The 17,482-nt window shown below is 64.3% G+C and carries 17 protein-coding genes; 11 read left to right on the top strand and 6 right to left on the bottom strand.

The window, feature by feature from the left end; genetic code table 11:
• Positions 1-58: 58 nt before the first annotated feature.
• Positions 59-928, bottom strand: a complete 870-nt coding sequence (locus IYX23_RS16650; RefSeq protein ID WP_196394100.1) for a CoA ester lyase — start codon at positions 926-928, stop codon at positions 59-61.
• Positions 929-1,086: 158 nt separating this feature from the next.
• On the opposite strand from IYX23_RS16650, the gene IYX23_RS16645 reads away from it, so the two are divergent.
• The 11 genes from IYX23_RS16645 (at position 1,087) to IYX23_RS16595 (ending at position 13,269) form a co-directional block, all read left to right on the top strand.
• A complete protein-coding gene (locus IYX23_RS16645) occupies positions 1,087-1,803 on the top strand; it encodes a carbonic anhydrase (protein ID WP_196394099.1) in 717 nt (238 codons plus the stop codon).
• Entirely contained in the window at positions 1,800-2,708 is a 909-nt protein-coding gene (locus IYX23_RS16640; RefSeq protein WP_196394098.1) for a TIGR01459 family HAD-type hydrolase, read from the top strand. The genes IYX23_RS16645 and IYX23_RS16640 overlap by 4 nt, the downstream gene beginning before the upstream one ends.
• 61 nt (positions 2,709-2,769) lie before the next feature.
• On the top strand, positions 2,770-3,255 hold the full coding sequence (locus IYX23_RS16635; RefSeq protein WP_018406450.1) for a MaoC family dehydratase: 486 nt from the start codon (positions 2,770-2,772) through the stop codon (positions 3,253-3,255).
• Positions 3,256-3,271: 16 nt separating this feature from the next.
• Entirely contained in the window at positions 3,272-4,255 is a 984-nt protein-coding gene (locus tag IYX23_RS16630; RefSeq protein WP_196394097.1) for a bifunctional riboflavin kinase/FAD synthetase, read from the top strand.
• A 50-nt stretch (positions 4,256-4,305) separates the two neighbouring features.
• Positions 4,306-4,578 (top strand): hypothetical protein, encoded by a 273-nt coding sequence (locus IYX23_RS16625; protein WP_196394096.1) that lies wholly within the window; start codon positions 4,306-4,308, stop codon positions 4,576-4,578.
• Between the two features lie 250 nt (positions 4,579-4,828).
• A complete protein-coding gene (locus IYX23_RS16620; protein ID WP_196394095.1) occupies positions 4,829-8,062 on the top strand; it encodes an isoleucine--tRNA ligase in 3,234 nt (1,077 codons plus the stop codon).
• Entirely contained in the window at positions 8,063-9,490 is a 1,428-nt protein-coding gene (locus tag IYX23_RS16615; protein WP_196394094.1) for a lipopolysaccharide biosynthesis protein, read from the top strand.
• Between the two features lie 54 nt (positions 9,491-9,544).
• Positions 9,545-10,363: a rhomboid family intramembrane serine protease gene (locus tag IYX23_RS16610; RefSeq protein WP_196394093.1), complete on the top strand. Its 819-nt coding sequence runs from the start codon at positions 9,545-9,547 to the stop codon at positions 10,361-10,363.
• Between the two features lie 162 nt (positions 10,364-10,525).
• Positions 10,526-11,272, top strand: a complete 747-nt coding sequence (locus tag IYX23_RS16605) for an electron transfer flavoprotein subunit beta/FixA family protein (protein WP_196394092.1) — start codon at positions 10,526-10,528, stop codon at positions 11,270-11,272.
• Between the two features lie 2 nt (positions 11,273-11,274).
• The gene (locus IYX23_RS16600) at positions 11,275-12,219 is read left to right on the top strand and encodes an FAD-binding protein (protein WP_196394091.1); all 945 of its coding nucleotides are present in this window, start codon (positions 11,275-11,277) and stop codon (positions 12,217-12,219) included.
• Positions 12,220-12,387: 168 nt separating this feature from the next.
• Positions 12,388-13,269: a 3-hydroxybutyryl-CoA dehydrogenase gene (locus IYX23_RS16595; RefSeq protein ID WP_196394090.1), complete on the top strand. Its 882-nt coding sequence runs from the start codon at positions 12,388-12,390 to the stop codon at positions 13,267-13,269.
• 21 nt (positions 13,270-13,290) lie between these two features.
• Here IYX23_RS16595 and IYX23_RS16590 read toward each other — a convergent pair whose 3' ends face one another.
• From IYX23_RS16590 to ffh, 5 genes are all read right to left on the bottom strand, one after another.
• Positions 13,291-13,830, bottom strand: a complete 540-nt coding sequence (locus tag IYX23_RS16590; RefSeq protein ID WP_018406460.1) for a DNA starvation/stationary phase protection protein — start codon at positions 13,828-13,830, stop codon at positions 13,291-13,293.
• 112 nt (positions 13,831-13,942) lie between these two features.
• Positions 13,943-14,650, bottom strand: coding sequence for a tRNA (guanosine(37)-N1)-methyltransferase TrmD (gene trmD / locus IYX23_RS16585; protein WP_196394089.1), 708 nt, complete (start codon positions 14,648-14,650; stop codon positions 13,943-13,945).
• Between the two features lie 63 nt (positions 14,651-14,713).
• On the bottom strand, positions 14,714-15,295 hold the full coding sequence (gene rimM / locus IYX23_RS16580) for a ribosome maturation factor RimM (RefSeq protein ID WP_196394088.1): 582 nt from the start codon (positions 15,293-15,295) through the stop codon (positions 14,714-14,716).
• 147 nt (positions 15,296-15,442) lie between these two features.
• Positions 15,443-15,802 carry a 30S ribosomal protein S16 gene (rpsP, locus tag IYX23_RS16575; RefSeq protein ID WP_029648641.1) on the bottom strand — a complete coding sequence of 120 codons (360 nt, stop codon included), beginning with the start codon at positions 15,800-15,802 and terminating at the stop codon, positions 15,443-15,445.
• Positions 15,803-15,861: 59 nt separating this feature from the next.
• A complete protein-coding gene (gene ffh, locus IYX23_RS16570; RefSeq protein ID WP_196394087.1) occupies positions 15,862-17,400 on the bottom strand; it encodes a signal recognition particle protein in 1,539 nt (512 codons plus the stop codon).
• Positions 17,401-17,482: the final 82 nt, after the last annotated feature.

Below are 17,482 nucleotides of genomic sequence, written 5' to 3'. Positions count from 1 at the left end.
CCTTGCTGTCCCGCATCCTTATAGTTGATGCGTTGGGCGCCCGCAAAACAGGCGGCCGTCAGCCTGACGCCTCGACAAGCTGCAACGTGCGGCGCGCAATGTCGAGATGCAGACGTTCGACCATCTTCCCGTCGATCTGCACGACGCCCTTGTCGGCGTTTTCCGGCTCGTCGAACACGGCGATGATCCGGCGGGCGAAATCGACCTCATCGGCGCTCGGCGCGAAAATTTCATTCACCGGACCGATCTGACCTGGATGAATGAGCATTTTGCCGTCGAAGCCGAAGTCGCGCCCCTGCGCCGCCTCGCGCCGCAGGCCGTCGAGATCGTTGAAGTCGTTGTAGATCCCGTCGATGATCTCGATGTTGTGGACCCGCGCCGCAAGCACGCCGGCCGAAAGCCAGGACAAAAGCGCCGGCCGTCCGGGCGTGAGCCGCGCACGCGTCGATTTGGCGATGTCGTTGGGGCCAAGCACCAGGACCTCGAGTCGCGAAGCCCGATCGTCTGCGGCGCTGGCGATTTTTTCGATGTCAAAGACGGCGCGCGGCGTCTCGATCATCGCCCAGAGGCGCGTCTTATACGGCGCGCCGGCGGCCACGAGATCGGCGGCCGCCTTCAAAATTTCGTCGCGTGAATTGACCTTGGGAATGACGATTCCGTCTGGGCCGAGCGGCGCGATGGCGGCGATGTCGGGCTTATACCATTCGGAGCCGCGGGCGTTGACGCGCACGACGAGTTGCCGCGCGCCATAGCCGCCGTCGGCCACCGCCGCCGCAACCTGTGCGCGCGCCGTCGCCTTGGCGGATTCCGCGACCCCGTCTTCAAGTTCGAACATCAGGACGTCGGCGGCGAGCGTCTTGCCCTTCTCCAGCGCTCGGGCGTTCGAGCCCGGCATCGCCAGCACGCTGCGCTTTAGTCGGGAAATCATTCGAAACTCCGGTATCGAAAGGATTCGGCCTGCTCTTGACCCCGCCGCGTGATCTACACAATAACCGCGGGGTCCGCCATCCGCGCGGCCAAAGGCGAACTGGACCAAGGCGACTGCGCCAAAGCGGATCTGGTCAAGTGGCGCGAAGGGAACGTTAAATGGCGGATCACGAGCAGTCATACGGCGCGGCCGGTCTGCCGGAAACCCTCATAACGGGCTATGAGTCCTTCATCAGCGGGCGTTTCCTGGCCGATCACGACCGATTCGAAGAATTGGCGGTCAGGGGCCAGACCCCCAAAACGATGATCATCAGCTGCTGCGATTCGCGCGTCGCGCCTGAGACCATCTTCAACGCTGGCCCCGGCGAGCTTTTCGTCTTGCGCAACGTCGCGGCGCTGGTGCCGCCTTACGAGCCTGACGATCATTATCACGGCGCGTCCGCGGCGCTCGAATACGCCGTCATGGCGCTAAAGGTTACGGACCTCGTGGTGCTTGGCCATGGGCAATGCGGCGGCGTGCGCGCCTATGCGGAGATCGCCGCCGATCCCGACGCCCCGCGGCTGAGCCACAGCGACTTCATCGGCGACTGGATCAAAATGCTTGGCCCGGCGGCTGATCGCCTGGGCATTCGGCCTAATCCCAAGGACGCCGCCTATGTCGAGCGCCTGGAGTTCGAGTCGGTGAAGCAGACGCTGCGTAACTTGCGCTCCTTTCCCATGATCCAGGTGCTCGAACATCACCGGCATCTGCGGCTGCACGGCGCGCTGTTTCGAATCATGGACGGGCGATTGTTCTTGCTCGACGAATCGACCGGGCTCTTCAATCCCGTCTGCGATGGAGCCTACGCCGCCGCATTCGCCGAGGCGCGCTTTTGACGGCAGGGCCCGCGCCAGACCGCAGCCGCATTCCCTTCATCGCCGGTCTGCGCGACATCGCGAACGGGTATGACGCGATTCTGTGCGATGGCTGGGGCGTGCTGATCGACGGCCGGCGGCATTTCCCGGAAGCCGCCGAGGCGCTGCGGCGCTTTCGCGCGCAAGGCGGAACCGTCGTGCTGATCACCAACGCCTCGCGTCCCGACGAAGAAGTGCGCCGCCAGCTCCTCGGCCTTGGCGTGCCGCAGGATTGTTTCGACGATCTCCTCTCCGCGGGGGAGCTGGCGCTGCGCGAAATCGTCGCGCGGGACGGACAGGCGGTCTACCACCTGGGTCCCTCGCGCGACGACGGTCTGTTCCGGGCGGCCGCGCGGCGTCTCGGCGCGCCGATCATGCGCGTCGGGCCGGAAGCCGCCGATTACATCGTCTGCACCGGCCTCTTTGACGACCGCAACGAAACCCCCTCGGATTACGACGAAGAGCTCGCGGCGCTGAAAGCGCGCGACCTGACGATGCTGTGCGCCAATCCCGATGTTGTCGTCGCCATCGGCAATGATCTCGTCTACTGCGCCGGCGCCATCGCCGATCGCTATGCGGCGATCGGCGGCCGCGTTCTGACCTTCGGCAAGCCCCACGCCCCGATCTACGCCGCCGCCTTGGAGCGGCTCAAGAATTTGCGCGGGGGCGAACTCGACAAGGCGCGCACGCTGGCGATCGGCGACGGCGCCTTCACCGACCTTGCCGGCGCGGGCCGCGCCGGGCTCGACTGCCTCTTCATCATCCATGGCGTGCATCGCGCCGAGCTGCATCCCGGCGGCGGCGCGCTTGACGAAGCGGCGCTCGAATCGCTCTTCGTGCGCGCCGGCGCTCGTCCCAAGGCTTTGGCTCGCGAGCTTTTCTGGTAAAAGGGGGCTGCACAGGCCTCATCTGCGGTCACGATCCGCGCGCAACTTTCCGGTGGCTTCCATGTCGACGCCGTTCAAAATCTACTATTTCGAAGATCTGAGCGTCGGCATGCGCGAGACGCTGATGAAGGCGGTGATGGACGACGACGTCATCGCCTTCGCGGATCTTTCCGGCGACCGCAATCCGATTCATCTTTCAGATCACTTCGCCTCGAAGACGCGCTTTGGCGAGCGAATCGTGCACGGTCTTTATACGGCGTCGCTCATTTCGACGGTCATCGGCATGTATCTGCCGGGCCCCGGCGCCGTCTATCTGTCGCAGACGCTGAATTTCCGCGCGCCGGTGAAGATCGGCGACGTGATCACCGTCATCGTCGAGGTGGTGGAGCTGATCGAAAAAGGCCGGCGCGCCAAGCTCAAATGCGAATGTCTCGTCGACGGCAAAGTCGTGCTCGACGGCGAGGCCTTCGTTATGGTGCCGAGCCGCGAGCAGGTGATGCGCGTCGCGGCGCCAGCGCCAGCAGAGGCGAAGCCGGCCTCGGCTTAACGCCTCCGGCCGGGCCGTGTCCGCCTCCTTCATCGTCGCGCGCGACCCTCAAGCGCCGCCGCCTGGATTGGAAGGCGCGGTCGCGGCGGTGGGCAATTTCGACGGGCTGCACAGAGGCCATCGCGGCGTCATCGCACGCGCGCAGGCGCTCGCCGCGAAACTCTCGCGTCCTTGCATTCTGCTGACCTTCGAGCCCCATCCGGCGGATTTTTTTGCGGGACAGACGGTGATTTTTCGGCTCACGCCGCCCGATGCAAAGGCGGCGCAGGCCGCTCGGCTGGGGCTCGACGGAATGATCGTGCTCACCTTCGACAAGGACTTCGCGAAAAGCTCCGCCCGCATCTTCACGCAAGAGATCTTGCACAAGCGCCTGCAGCTTTCGGCCGTCGTCGCGGGCTATGATTTTCGTTTCGGCGCCGGCCGCGAAGGCGGACCGGAGTTTTTGCGCGCCGAAGGCGAACGGCTCGGGATGATCGTGGAGATCGTCGATCGCATCACCCAGGACGAAGAAGGCAGCTTAGAAGCCGTCTCCTCGACAGCGACGCGGGAAGCGCTGGAACGCGGCGACGCGGCGCTGGCGCGACGGCTCCTCGGCCACCCTTATTTCATTCGCGGCGTCGTGCGCCACGGCGAGAAGCGCGGGCGCGCGCTCGGCTTTCCCACCGCCAATATCGCGCTCGATCCCGCCAATCGGCTCAAGCACGGGATCTACGCCGTGACGGTCGAATTCGAGGGGAAGATTTATGAGGGCGTCGCCAGTTTCGGACGCCGGCCGACCTTTGACAATGGCGCGCCGCTGCTTGAAGTCTTCCTCTTCGATTTCGATGGCGACCTCTACGGCAAGGAGGTGGAAGTCGCCTTCTACGGCTTCATACGCGGTGAAGCGAAATTCGACAGCGTCGAGGCGCTCGTCGAAAGAATGCGCGTCGACGTCGAAGAGGCGCGAAGACTATTGGCCGAAAGCGGCGCTTTGAGCCGAGCGAATGATCTGTTGCCATAAGTTGCGCGCGATCTAGCTTGGGGACATCATCCTCGACAGGAGGAAAACGTATGGACGAAGAACCCAAGGGACGCGTCGAAATCATCTTGCCGGGCGAGGAGACGGACGCCTCCCGGATCTGGGTCGGGAGAGGCGCCGGCCGGATCAAGGTGGTCAAGCTCTCGCCGTGGCAGAGCCTGATCGTCACCGCCGTGCTGCTGTTGTTGCTCTTCATCGGGTTCACGCTGCTGTCGGGCGCGTTTCTGGTGTTGCTGTTTGTCGCCGTCGTGGCGGGAGGCTTCGCGTATCTCGCCGGAATGCTTGGGCTGAGGCGGCCGCGTTAGGACCTGGCCTCTTTTCCCGTTGGGTCTGCGCTGCTACTGAGGACCAGATGCTTTTCCTGACCGCCATTCGAATTACCGGCCCGGCCTGCGCGAGATCACGCTGCATTTTTTTCGCAGCGCGCTCCTGAGCTAAAGGCTCGCGCAGGGTCCGGGCGCGGCGCGATTGGCGCTCTTTCCACAAATCCTCTAATCAGCGCGCAATAGCGGCGCTTATGGCGCCTGCGTCCCGCCCCAGCCGGTTTTCACGACAATGAACGACGACAGCCCAAAAGGGCCTGACTATTCCAAAAGCCTCTATCTGCCGGTCACGGATTTTCCGATGCGCGCCGGCCTGCCGGAGCGCGAGCCGGAAATCCTCAAGCGCTGGGAGACCATCGGCCTGGAGCAAAAAATGCGCGAATCGGGCGAAGGCCGTCCGAAATTCACGCTCCACGACGGCCCGCCTTACGCCAACGGCAATATCCATATCGGCCACGCGCTCAATAAGATCCTCAAGGATCTCGTGACGCGCAGTCAGCGCATGACTGGCAAGGACTGCGTCTATGTGCCGGGCTGGGATTGCCACGGTCTGCCCATCGAATGGAAGATCGAGGAGGAGAATTACCGCGCCAAAGGCAAGCAGAAGCCCGATTTCACCGATCCAGGCGCCATGATCGCCTTCCGGCGCGAATGCCGCGCCTATGCGGAACATTGGCTCGGCGTTCAGCGCGAGGAGTTCAAGCGCTTAGGGGTCGCCGGCGATTGGGGCCATCCCTATTCGACGATGGCTTTTCCGGCGGAAGCGACGATCGCGCGCGAGATCATGAAATTCGCCGCCAGCGGCCTGCTCTATCGCGGCTCGAAGCCGGTGATGTGGAGCGTCGTCGAAAAGACCGCGCTCGCCGAAGCCGAAGTCGAATATGAGGATTATACGAGCGACCAGGTCTGGGTGGCGTTTCCGATCAAAGGCGCGTCTCATCGCAGCGGATTTCGGGCGATCGGGGAATTAGCACCGCTACGGCCGCTTAGAGAACTCGACAAGGTCTCTTCCGGAAATTTTCCGAGCTACGAAAATGTCCGAGTCGTCATTTGGACCACAACACCGTGGACGCTGCCTGGAAACCGCGCGATTTCGTTTTCGAGCAAGATTTCATACGGATTGTATCGCCTTGATGAAATAACAGAATTCAGCAACGCTCGGGAGGGCGACGCATATATCCTGGCTGATAATCTCGCTGATGACGTATTCGCGAAAGCTAAGGGCAAATCCACTCGCGTTCGCGATGTCAGTACTGATGAGCTTCTAGAACTCGTTTGCGCGCATCCGCTTGCGCATCTTGGCTATGATTTCGACGTGCCGCTCTTTGACGGCGAACATGTCACCGACGACACGGGCACGGGCTTCGTGCATACCGCGCCGGGCCACGGCCGCGAGGACTTCGACATCTGGATGGCGAACGCGCGCGAACTGCAATCGCGCGGCGTCGAGACGCGCATTCCCTATACGGTCGACGAGGACGGTTTCTACACGAAGGACGCGCCGGGCTTTGAAGGCAAGCGCGTCATCACCGACAAGGGCGAGAAGGGCGACGCCAATGAGGCGGTCATCGCCGCCCTCGTTCAGGCCGGCAATCTCGTCGCGCGCGGAAAGCTCAAGCATCAATATCCGCATTCATGGCGCTCGAAGAAGCCGGTAATTTTCCGCAACACGCCGCAATGGTTCATCGCGATGGATAAATCCATCGCGTCTGGGTTCATCGCGATGGATCGGCCGTTTGGCGCGGCGCCCTACCTCCCCCTTGCGGGGAGGTCGGCCGCCGAAGGCGGCCGGGTGGGGGATCAAGACGACACACCCCACCCCGCATCGCTTCGCGATGCGACCCTCCCCGTCGAGGGGAGGGATAGCGCGAGCATTGAAAGTGCGCGCCCTAACGCGTCGACGCTGCGCGAGATCGCGCTTGAGGAAATTGCCCGCACGCAATGGACGCCGTCGGCCGGAGAAAACCGCATTCGCGGCATGATCGCCAATCGTCCCGATTGGGTCGTGTCGCGCCAGCGCGCCTGGGGCGTGCCGATCGCCGTCTTCGTCAAGAAGGGCACGCATGAGCCGCTTGTCGACGCGCGCGTCAACGCCCGCATCATCGAGGCCTTTGAGAAGGAAGGCGCCGACGCCTGGTATGAAGCGAAGGCCGCCGAGCGTTTTCTTTCGCCCGATTACAAGGCGGAGGATTACGAGAAAATCTCCGACGTTCTCGACGTCTGGTTCGATTCAGGCTCGACCCACGCCTTCACGCTCGAAGATCCGCAGCATTTTCCGATGCTCGCGGGCATTCGTCGCAAGCGCGACGGCGGCGAAGACGAGATCATGTATCTTGAAGGCTCCGATCAGCATCGCGGCTGGTTTCATTCCTCGCTTCTCGAAAGCTGCGGCACGCGCGGCCGCGCGCCTTACGACTCCGTGCTGACGCATGGCTTCGTGCTCGACGAGCGGGGCCGCAAAATGTCGAAGTCGCTGGGCAATGTCGTCGCGCCGCAAAAAATTATCGCCGATTCCGGCGCCGACATCATGCGCCTCTGGGTCGCCGCGTCCGATTACGCCGACGATCTGCGCGTTGGCCCCGAAATCCTCAAGACTTTCGTCGAGCTTTATCGCAAGCTGCGCAACACAACGCGATGGATGATCGGCGCGCTGGCGCATTATCAGCCAAATGACGATGCGGCGATGCGCGAGGCGGGAGAGCTTGAACGTCTCATGCTGCATCGTCTGCATCAGCTCGACGAGTCGATCCGCGCGTCCTATGCGGCCTATGACTACAAGCGCGTCGTCGCGCTGCTCACCCATTTCATGACGAGCGAGCTGTCGGCTTTCTATTTCGACGTGCGCAAGGACGCGCTCTATTGCGATCCGCCCTCGAGCGTCAAACGCAAGGCGGCGCTCGCGACCATCGATCGCATCTTCCGCAGCGTCACGACCTGGCTCGCGCCGATTCTCGTCTTCACCGCGGAGGAGGCGTGGCTTTCGCGCTTTCCGAACGCGCAATCCGTGCATCTCGAGCATTTTCCCACCATTCCCGAGGCGTGGCGCGACGACGCGCTTGCCGCCAAATGGGAGAAGATTCGCAAGATCCGCTCGGTCGTCACCGGCGCGCTTGAAATCGAGCGCGCGCAAAAACGCATCGGCTCTTCGCTGGAAGCGGCGCCGACCGTTTATGTAGAAGATGAGTCGTTGCGCGCCGGGCTCGACGGCGTCGACTTCGCCGAAATCTGCATCGCCTCGGATATCCGCGTCTTGCCGGGAGAAGCGCCGATCGAGGCCTTCCGCCTGCCGGAAGCGCCGGGCGTCGGCGTCGTTTCGCAACGCGCGGCCGGCGTCAAATGCGCCCGCTCGTGGAAATATTTCGATCCCGCGACGGCGGATCCTGATTATCCCGACGTGACGCCGCGCGACGCGCAGGCGTTGCGCGAGCTTGTCGCGCTCGGCCGCTGGAGCGGGGCAGGCTCGTAAGTGAACGTCCTTCTGGCATTTCTCGCCAATACGATCGTCAATTTCGTCATCGGCCTCACGGTGGCGAAATTTCTCGGCCCCGAGGAATATGGCCGCTTTGCGCTCGCCTTCTCCATCGCGGTCGTCGTGCAGACGGCGCTCTACGACTGGTTGCGTCTTTCCGCGACGCGCTTTTACTCAAAGCGCACGCGCGACAAAGAGCCGGTGGTGCGCTCGACGCTCGACGCGGCCTTCATCGGCGTCACGCTCTTCCTTGCATTGGCCACAGGCCTTTATGCGCTTGCCGGGCCGCCGCTCGACTTCGAAACCAATCTCATCCTGCTTGCGCTGCTGACGTCGGTGGCCAACGGGCTTTTCGACTATTGCACCGCGCTTGTGCGCGCACGTTTTCATGACCACGCCTATGTGCGCCTCATGCTCGCTAAGAACGCGCTGTCGCTTGTCCTGATTGGCGGCGGCGCCTTTATTTTTCACTCGGCGGCGGTGGCGCTCGCCGGCGGCGTCGCGAGCCTGTTCGGCACGGTCGTTCTCGGGCGTCGCGCGCTGCTCGATCCCGGCGCCGATATTCGCGCCGCCTCGAGTCAGAATGCGCGTGCGCTTGCGGCCTATAGCGCGCCGATCGTCACCGCGCATCTTCTCTACCAGGCGATGCCGCTCGCGGCGCGCTCCATCGTGGCCAGCGTCTTCGGTTTCGCCGAAACCGGGCAGTTCGCGCTGGCGTATGATCTTGGCGTGCGCGCGGTGCAGGCGCTCGGTTCGGCGCTCGACGTGCTCTTGTTTCAGATCGCCGTCGCGGCGCATGAACTCCATGGCGTCGACCGCGCCAAGGAGCAGGTCGCGCGCAACATGGGCATCGTCGTCGCCTTTTTACTGCCGGCGTGCGCCGGCCTGTGGTTCGTCATGCCGTCGATCGAAGCGCTGATCGTGCCGGCGCAATATCGCGGTCCCTTCGGTCATTACCTCGGCCTGCTGCTTCCGGGACTTTTCGCGATGGGCGTCATTCTGTTCGGCGTGAATCCCGTCTTTCAGATTGAGAAGAAGACGGCGCCATTGATGGTCGCGGCGCTTGCGGCGGTCGCCTTCGGCCTTGCGCTGCTGCTTTTTCTGCCCTGGGGCGAGGACGCGTCCAATCTCGCGATCGCGCAAGCCGGCGCCTATATCGCGGCGCTTGTGGCGACGGTCTATTTCGCGCTGCGCACGCAGCCGATCTGGCCGTCGTTCTGGGACATGTTCGCGGCGCTTGTGGCGACGGGCGCGATGTCGCTCGCGCTCACGCCTTTACGCGAGATGAGTCCGGGCATTTCCACGCTGATTGCGCAGATCCTGGCCGGCGCGGTCGTCTACGGACTGCTGACCGTCGCCTTCGACATCGCCGGGCTGGGCGTTCTCGCGACGACGTGGCTCAATCGGCGACTTGCCCGGTCGTGACGCGGCCAGTCGGCGTCGCCCTATGTTAGGCTAGCGGTCGAAAGGAGCGCGCCCATGGTGATGCCGATCTATGACGATGCGCCGTTGCGCTATTTGCGGCGGCCGATCGTGAATTGGACGCTGATCGCGCTCAACGTCATCGTCTTCCTCGTCGTGCAGAGCGAGATTTTCGGCGACCCCCTGACCGTCGTCCGCGGCTTCGCGATCATCCCGCGCGTGCTCTTCGGCGAGGCCCAGCTCGCCGACTGGATCGTCGGGCCGCCGGCTGCGCTGACGCTCGTCACCGCGCTGTTCTTTCACTCGTCTTGGGTGCACCTCGGCTCGAATATGCTGTTCCTCTACGTCTTCGGCGACAATGTCGAAGACGCCATGGGGTCGCTCCACTATCTACTGTTTTATCTTTCCTGCGGCGTCGCCTCCGGCGTGTTCTACATCTACGCCACGCCGCATTCGATCTTGCCGCTCGTCGGCGCGTCGGGCGCGATCTCCGGCGTCTGCGCGGCCTTTCTGCTGCTCCATCCACGCGCCACGGTCGCGGGAATTTTTCCGCCCCTCTCGCTGGCGCTCGCGCCGATTTATCTCGGCGCCTGGCTCTCCGGGGCGCGGCCGAGGTCGATCCTGGGGCTGCGGGCGCCGCTGTTCTCTTTTGTCGCCTCCGGCTGGCTATTCGTCGGCGCCTGGATTGTGATGCAGCTGATCAACGCCTCCATGGGCGAGGGCGGCGCCGTCGCCTGGATGGCGCATGTCGGCGGCATCGCCGCGGGTCTGGTGCTGACGCCGATCTTCAAGCGCCGCCGGCACCGGCTTTTCGACAGGAGCGGCGCGCTCGCCCCCACGCCGCGCGCGCAGGACGCCGGCGACGACGCCCCCTGATCGATCAGTTCGGCGCGATCGCTTTGTTTGACTTGGGCGGTTTGACTTGCGCGCGCGCCCCCGCTACCAGACCGCGCGACGGCTTTAGCCAGAATGGAGCGCGCGCAAGCGGCGTTCCGACACCGTCTCGCCAAAGGGTCAGAAGGACCAAGGGGTCGCGCGATGAAGATTCTCGTGCCCGTCAAACGGGTCGTCGATTACAACGTCAAGATCAGGGTCAAGGCGGACGGTTCGGGCGTCGATCTCGCCAATGTGAAAATGTCGATGAACCCCTTCGACGAGATCGCCGTCGAAGAGGCGCTGCGGCTCAAGGAGGCCGGCAAGGCGACGGAAGTCGTGGTGGTCACGATCGGACCGGCCAAGGCCGACGAGACCTTGCGCACCGGTCTCGCCATGGGCGCCGACCGGGGCATTCTGGTCAAAACCGACGAGACCGTCGAGCCGCTCGCCGTCGCCAAAATCCTGGCCAAGATCGTCGCCGAGGAACAGCCGCAGCTCGTCATCATGGGCAAGCAGGCGATCGACGACGATTGCAATCAGACGGGCCAGATGCTCGCGGCGTTGCTCGGCTGGGGTCAGGGCGCCTTCGCCTCGAAAGTCGAGATGGCGGACGGCTCCGTCGACGTGACGCGCGAGATCGACGGCGGGCTGCAGACCGTCAGCCTGAAGCTGCCGGCCGTCGTCACCACGGATTTGCGCCTCAACGAGCCGCGCTACGCCTCGTTGCCCAACATCATCAAGGCCAAGAAGAAAGAAGTCGCCGTGAAGTCGCCGGCCGATTATGGCGTCGACATTTCGCCGCGCCTTGACGTGTTGAAAACCACTGAGCCTGCGAAACGCAAGGCGGGCGTCAAGGTCGGCTCGGTCGTCGAGCTCGTTGGCAAGCTCAAGGAAGCGGGAGTGCTTTAAAGATGACGATTCTGCTTCTTGCCGAAACCGCCGGCGACGCGATCGCCCCGGCGACCGCCAAGGCGCTCACCGCGGCGAAGGAGATCGGCGGTCCCATTCATGTCCTCATCGTCGGGCCCGGCCTCAAGGGCGCGGCCGAGCAGGCGGCCAAGCTCGCCGGGGTCGAGAAGGTCCTCGTCGCCGAAGACGCGTCGCTCGACCATGTTCTGGCCGAGACTGTCGCCGCGCTGATCGTCTCGCTCGCCGGCGCTTATGACGTCATCATCGCGCCGTCGACCTCGGCGACGAAGAACGTGCTGCCGCGCGTAGCGGCGCTGCTCGACGTGATGCAGGTCTCGGACATCATCAAGGTCGTTTCGGCCGACACATTTGAGCGGCCGATCTACGCCGGCAATGCGATCCAGACCGTGCGCGCGAAGGACGCAAAGAAAGTGATCACCGTGCGCACCACCGCATTCGCGGCGGCCCCCGAAGGCGGCTCGGCGCCCATCGAGGCGATTTCGGCGCCCGCCGATCCCGGCGTTTCCGCCTTCAAGAGCGAAGAGCTGGCGAAGTCGGAGCGCCCCGAACTCACCTCAGCGCGGATCATTCTTTCCGGCGGGCGCGCGCTCGGGTCGGCGGAGAATTTCCAGAAGGTGCTGGATCCGGTCGCGACGCGGCTTAATGCCGCGATCGGGGCGTCTCGCGCCGCCGTCGACGCCGGCTATGCGCCAAACGACTTGCAGGTCGGCCAGACCGGAAAGGCCGTGGCGCCCGATCTCTACATCGCCGCCGGGATTTCGGGGGCGATCCAGCATCTCGCCGGCATGAAGGATTCGAAGGTGATCGTGGCGATCAACAAGGATGAGGAGGCGCCCATTTTCCAGGTCGCCGACTATGGCCTGGTCGCCGACCTCTTCACGGCGCTGCCCGAGCTTGAAGCCGAACTGGTGAAGATCGGCCGCTGACCACAAAAACCGCCGTCGCTTCGGTCCGCATGGTCCGGCGCGTCGGCGCCCAGAGCTTTTTCTTTGTTTTCTTTGCGAAGGAACGCAAGTTATATTGCACTGCGGCACGCACTCAGCGCGGGCGCGCCGCTTGCTATCCGGCGCGAGCTTGGCTGACGGTGGTAAAAAATGGGCTTCGAAATTCGCAAGATCGGCGTCATCGGCGCGGGCCAGATGGGCAAGGGGATCGCCCATGTCTGCGCGCTTGCCGGCTATGACGTCGCCCTGAACGACATTTCGCAGGAACGCATCGACGCCGGCATCGCCGATGTCGCCGCGCAGATGCGACGCGCCGTGGAGCGCGGCCAGATCGACGCCGCGGCGGTCGAACCGGCGCTCGAGCGTATATCCGGCGCGCCAAAAATGGCCGACTTCGCCGACGCCGACCTCTTAATCGAGGCGGCGACCGAGGTCGAAGACCTCAAGCGAAAGATTCTGACCGAGCTCGCGCAGTTCGTGAAGCCCGGCGCGATCATCAGCTCCAATACGTCATCGATTTCGATCACGCGCCTTGCCGCCGTCACCGGTCGGCCGGAGCGCTTCATCGGCATTCATTTCATGAATCCGGTGCCGCGCATGCAGCTTGTCGAACTCATTCGCGGCATTGCGACCGATGACGTCACTTTCGAGGAGACGAAGGCGTTCGTCGTCAAGCTTGGCAAGACGATCAGCGTTTCTGAGGACTTCCCCGCCTTCATCGTCAACCGCATTCTGCTGCCGATGATCAATGAGGCGATCTACACGCTCTACGAAGGCGTGGGCTCGGTCGACGCCATCGACACGGCGATGAAGCTCGGGGCCAACCACCCGATGGGTCCGCTGCAACTCGCCGATTTCATCGGCCTGGACACCTGTCTTTCGGTCATGCAGGTGCTGCATGAGGGCCTGGCGGATTCGAAATACCGCCCCTGCCCTCTGCTCGTGAAATATGTCGAAGCGGGCTGGCTCGGCAAAAAGACGCAGCGCGGCTTCTACGATTATCGCAGCGGCACGCCCGTTCCGACGCGCTAGCGTTCGAACGGCCGCCTTGTGTCAGTGGCCGCCGGGGCCGGCGCCGCGCGCCGCCTCGAACAGGAACCAGGTTCGCTTTTCGGTCTCGTCAAGAAAAGTTTCGAGAAGGCTCGCCGTTGCGATGTCTTCATTGTCGTCGCAGACCTTATGGGCGTTGCGCAGCGACTCGGCCATGCCCTTGTTGTCGTCGAGCAATTCGCACAGCATGTCGTAAGGCGAAACGAATTCCTCGTCATTGTCCTTGATGCGGGACATCTGCGCCACCTGCCCGATCGAGCGCAGGGTCGGCTGACCGAGCTTGCGCACGCGCTCGGCAAGCGGGTCGACGGCGGCGTAGATCTGCGTCGCCTGCTCGTCGAGCAGCAGATGGTAGTCGCGGAAATGCGGGCCGCTCATGTGCCAGTGGAAATTCTTGGTCTTCATATAAAGCGCGAGGGCGTCGGCGACGAGCTTGTTGACCTCCGCGGCGACCTTCATCGTCGACTGTTTTTCGAGATCGGTCGGCGTATCCAGCGCCGAACGTTCGGTGTCGGGCTTCATCGGCGTCTTTGTTTTTTGCATTTGGGTGGGCCTCCTTGCGCCCTGGCTCCAGGCTCAAGCTCGGGGTGCGCTGCTATTAGCTAGATCGCGCGCGCTGGCGGACCAGATGAAAAATAGAGCAGAGCGCGGAGATTTAGCGGTGGCGGGAAGCGTCGCCTGTCTGGGGCGCCAACAGGTCGGGGCGTCGCGCGCGGGTCAGCGCCAGCGCCTGTTCATGGCGCCATTTGGCGATTCTGGCATGGTCGCCGGAGAGCAGCACGTCGGGGATGTCGCGCCCCTCGAACTCGCGTGGCCGCGTGTAATGCGGATATTCGAGGAGCCCGGCCTCAAAACTTTCTTCGACGCCTGAGGCTTCTTCGCCCATCACGCCGGGAATGAGCCGCACGCAGGCGTCGATCAGCGCCAGCGCCGCGATCTCGCCGCCCGAAAGCACGAAATCGCCGATCGACATTTCTTCGAGCGCGCGAGCGTCGATGATGCGCTCGTCGACGCCTTCAAATCGGGCGCAGAGAATGATCGCGCCGGGGCCTTGGGCGAGCGCGCGCGCGCGCGCCTGGGTCAGCGGCGCGCCGCGCGGACTCATCAGCAGGCGCGGGCGCGGATCGTCCTTGGGCGCAGCGGCGTCGATCGCCGCCGCTAGCACGTCGGCGCGCATCACCATGCCCGGGCCGCCGCCGGCGGGCGTGTCGTCGACGGCGCGATGGCGGCCGAGCCCATGCTCGCGGATCTGCCGCGGCTCAAGCGCCCAGACGCCGCGCGACAGCGCGTCGCCGGCGAGCGACAGGCCCAAGGGACCTGGAAACATTTCGGGAAAGAGCGTCAGGACCGTCGCGCGGAACATGGTGCGGTTATGGCATGAAGCGCGGGAAGCGGAGAAGAGCGGCGCAGTCTGCCTGGCGAACGCCTACGGAGCTTCCCCTTCCACCTCCGTCGGCGGAATGATCACGACGCGCCCCGCTTTCACGTCGATGAGGGGCGTTGTGGCCTTGGTGAAGGGCAGAAGCAGCGTCTCGACGCCGACCTTGCTTCGCGGGGCTTCGTCCGCAAAGTCTGATAATTTTTCGGGGCCCTGCGCGGGCGCAATCTCGAGAATATCGCCCGCGCCGAAATTTCTCACCGCGACGACGACGCCGACCATTTGGCCATCCGCCGTTTCGGCGCGAAGGCCGATGAGATCGGCGATATAAAATTCGTCCTCTTCCGGCGCGGGGAGTTTGTCGCGCGCGACGTAGACTTCGACGCGGCTTAAGGCCTCGGCGCCGGCGCGGTCGTCGACGCCCTCGACTTGCGCGACGAGCATGTCCTTGCCCTGCGGGCGCACGGCGCGCAGCCTGAAATGGCGCGTCCCGCTTTTATCGGTGAGGCCGTCATAGGCCGCGATCGCCAAAGGATCGGCGGTGAAGCTCTGCAGTCGGATCTCGCCGCGCACGCCATGCGCCGCGCCGAAGCGGCCGAGGAGGACGAGGCCTTTCGCAGGCCCTTTCATTCGATTTCCTCATCCTGAGGAGCCGCCGCAGGCGGCGTCTCGAAGGACGAGGAAATCGCCGCGCGCGCTGTCCGCCCTCGTGCTTCGAGACGCGCCCGTTGGGCGCTCCTCAGCATGAGGGCGAATGAAACGTGACGCACAGAAGGCTTACGCCGCCGGCGCTTCCGCCGCGCCTGCGGCCTCGGCCGCCGCGGCGGCGCGCTCCTGCGCCTTCTTCTTGGGCTGCGCCTTCTGCGGATTGTTGCGCGCTTCGCGCTTCATCACGCCAAGGCCGTCGAGCAGGCGCGCGACGCGGTCGGTTGGCTGCGCGCCTTTCTCCATCCAGGCCTTCGCCTTTTCCGTGTCGAGCACGAGGCGGTCGGCCGCGTCCTTCTCCTTCAAGGGATCGAAATAACCGATCTTCTCGATGTAGCGGCCGTCGCGCGGCGAGCGCGAGTCGGCGACGACGACACGATAGAAGGGACGCTTCTTGGCGCCGCCGCGGGCGAGACGAATTTTAAGGGACATGTTTTCGTTCCTGTTGCGTTGAGGTGAGTGAAGGGCCGGCGACGACAATCGCCGGTTTGCTATTTCTTCTTCCCGAAGGGGTTCAATCCGCTCAGCAAGCCGCCGCCGAGCCCCGGCAGGCTTGGCTTGGCGAGAAGATCGGGGGGCGGCGCCGCCGGAATGCCGCCGGGCGGCGCTTTCGGCTGCTGGACGCCAAGCTTCGCCTGCAGCTGCTGCAGCTCTTCCTGAGACGGCATCTGCATGCCGGGGCCGAGCCCCATCATTTGCGCCGCCTTGCCCATCATGCCGCCGCCGCGCTTGCCTGCGCCGAAGGACTTCATCAGATCGGCCATCTGCCGATGCTGCTTGAGGAGCTTATTGACGTCCTCGACCTTGACGCCCGAGCCTGCGGCGATGCGCTTCTTGCGTGAGGCTTTCATCAGATCGGGATTGCGCCGCTCCTTGGGCGTCATCGAAAGGATGATGGCGCGCTGGCGCCTGACCATCTTGTCGTCGAAACCGGACGCGGCGATCTGATCCTTCATCTTAGCGACGCCCGGAAGCAGACCCATGATGCCGCCCAATCCGCCGATCTTTTCCACCTGGGCGAGCTGATCGCAAAGGTCCTGCAGATCGAACTTGCCCTTGGCCATCCGCTCGGCGGCCTTGCGGGCCTGTTCGGCGTCGATCGCCTGGGCGGCCTTTTCGACCAGCGCGACAATGTCGCCCATGCCGAGAATGCGGTTGGCGATGCGCGTCGGCGAGAATTCGTCGAGCGCGTCCATCTTTTCGCCGACGCCGATGAGCTTGATCGGCTTGCCGGTGACATAGCGCATAGAGAGCGCCGCGCCGCCGCGGCCATCGCCGTCCATACGCGTCAATACAATGCCCGTCAGCCCGACCCGCGCATCGAAATTCTGGGCGAGATTGACCGCGTCCTGGCCGGTGAGCGCATCGGCGACGAGCAGGATTTCATGCGGCTTGGAGGAGGTCTTTATCTCCGCCATCTCGGCCATCAGCGGCTCGTCGATATGCGTGCGGCCGGCGGTGTCGAGCAGCACCACGTCATAGCCCTGCAGCCGCGCCGCCTCCATCGCGCGCTTGGCGATCTGCACCGGCGTCTGGCCGGGCACGATCGGCAGCGTGTCGACCTCGACTTGCCGGCCGAGCACGGCGAGCTGTTCCTGGGCCGCCGGGCGTTTGACGTCGAGCGAGGCCATCAGCGTGCGCTTGCCGTGGCGCTCCTTCAGCCGTTTGGCGATCTTGGCGGTGGTCGTGGTTTTGCCGGCGCCTTGCAGGCCGACCATCATGATGGCGAGCGGCGGCGCGGCGACGAGATCGATCGGCTCCGCGTCCTGGCCGAGCGTCTCGATCAGCACGTCATTGACGATCTTGACGACCATCTGGCCGGGCGTCACCGATTTGATGACGCCGGCGCCGATCGCGCGGTCGCGGACCTTGTCGGTGAAGGAGCGCACGACGTCGAGCGCGACGTCGGCCTCCAGCAGCGCGCGGCGGATTTCGCGCAGCGCCTCATTGACGTCGGCTTCGGAAAGCGCGCCGCGCCGTGTGAGCTTGTCGAAAATGCCGGAGAGCTTATCGGAAAGGCTCTCGAACATGCTGTTCTCCCGCGAGCGCGAAGGCTCCAAAGCAAAACGCGCCCGGGGGCGCATCGCGCTGCCGGGCGTTGGCCTACCGCCT

Source organism: Methylocystis sp. L43, assembly GCF_015709525.1.
Lineage (GTDB): Bacteria > Pseudomonadota > Alphaproteobacteria > Rhizobiales > Beijerinckiaceae > Methylocystis.
The sequence above is the reverse complement of the archived record's forward strand: the minus strand, read 5'-3'. Positions and strand labels throughout refer to the sequence as shown.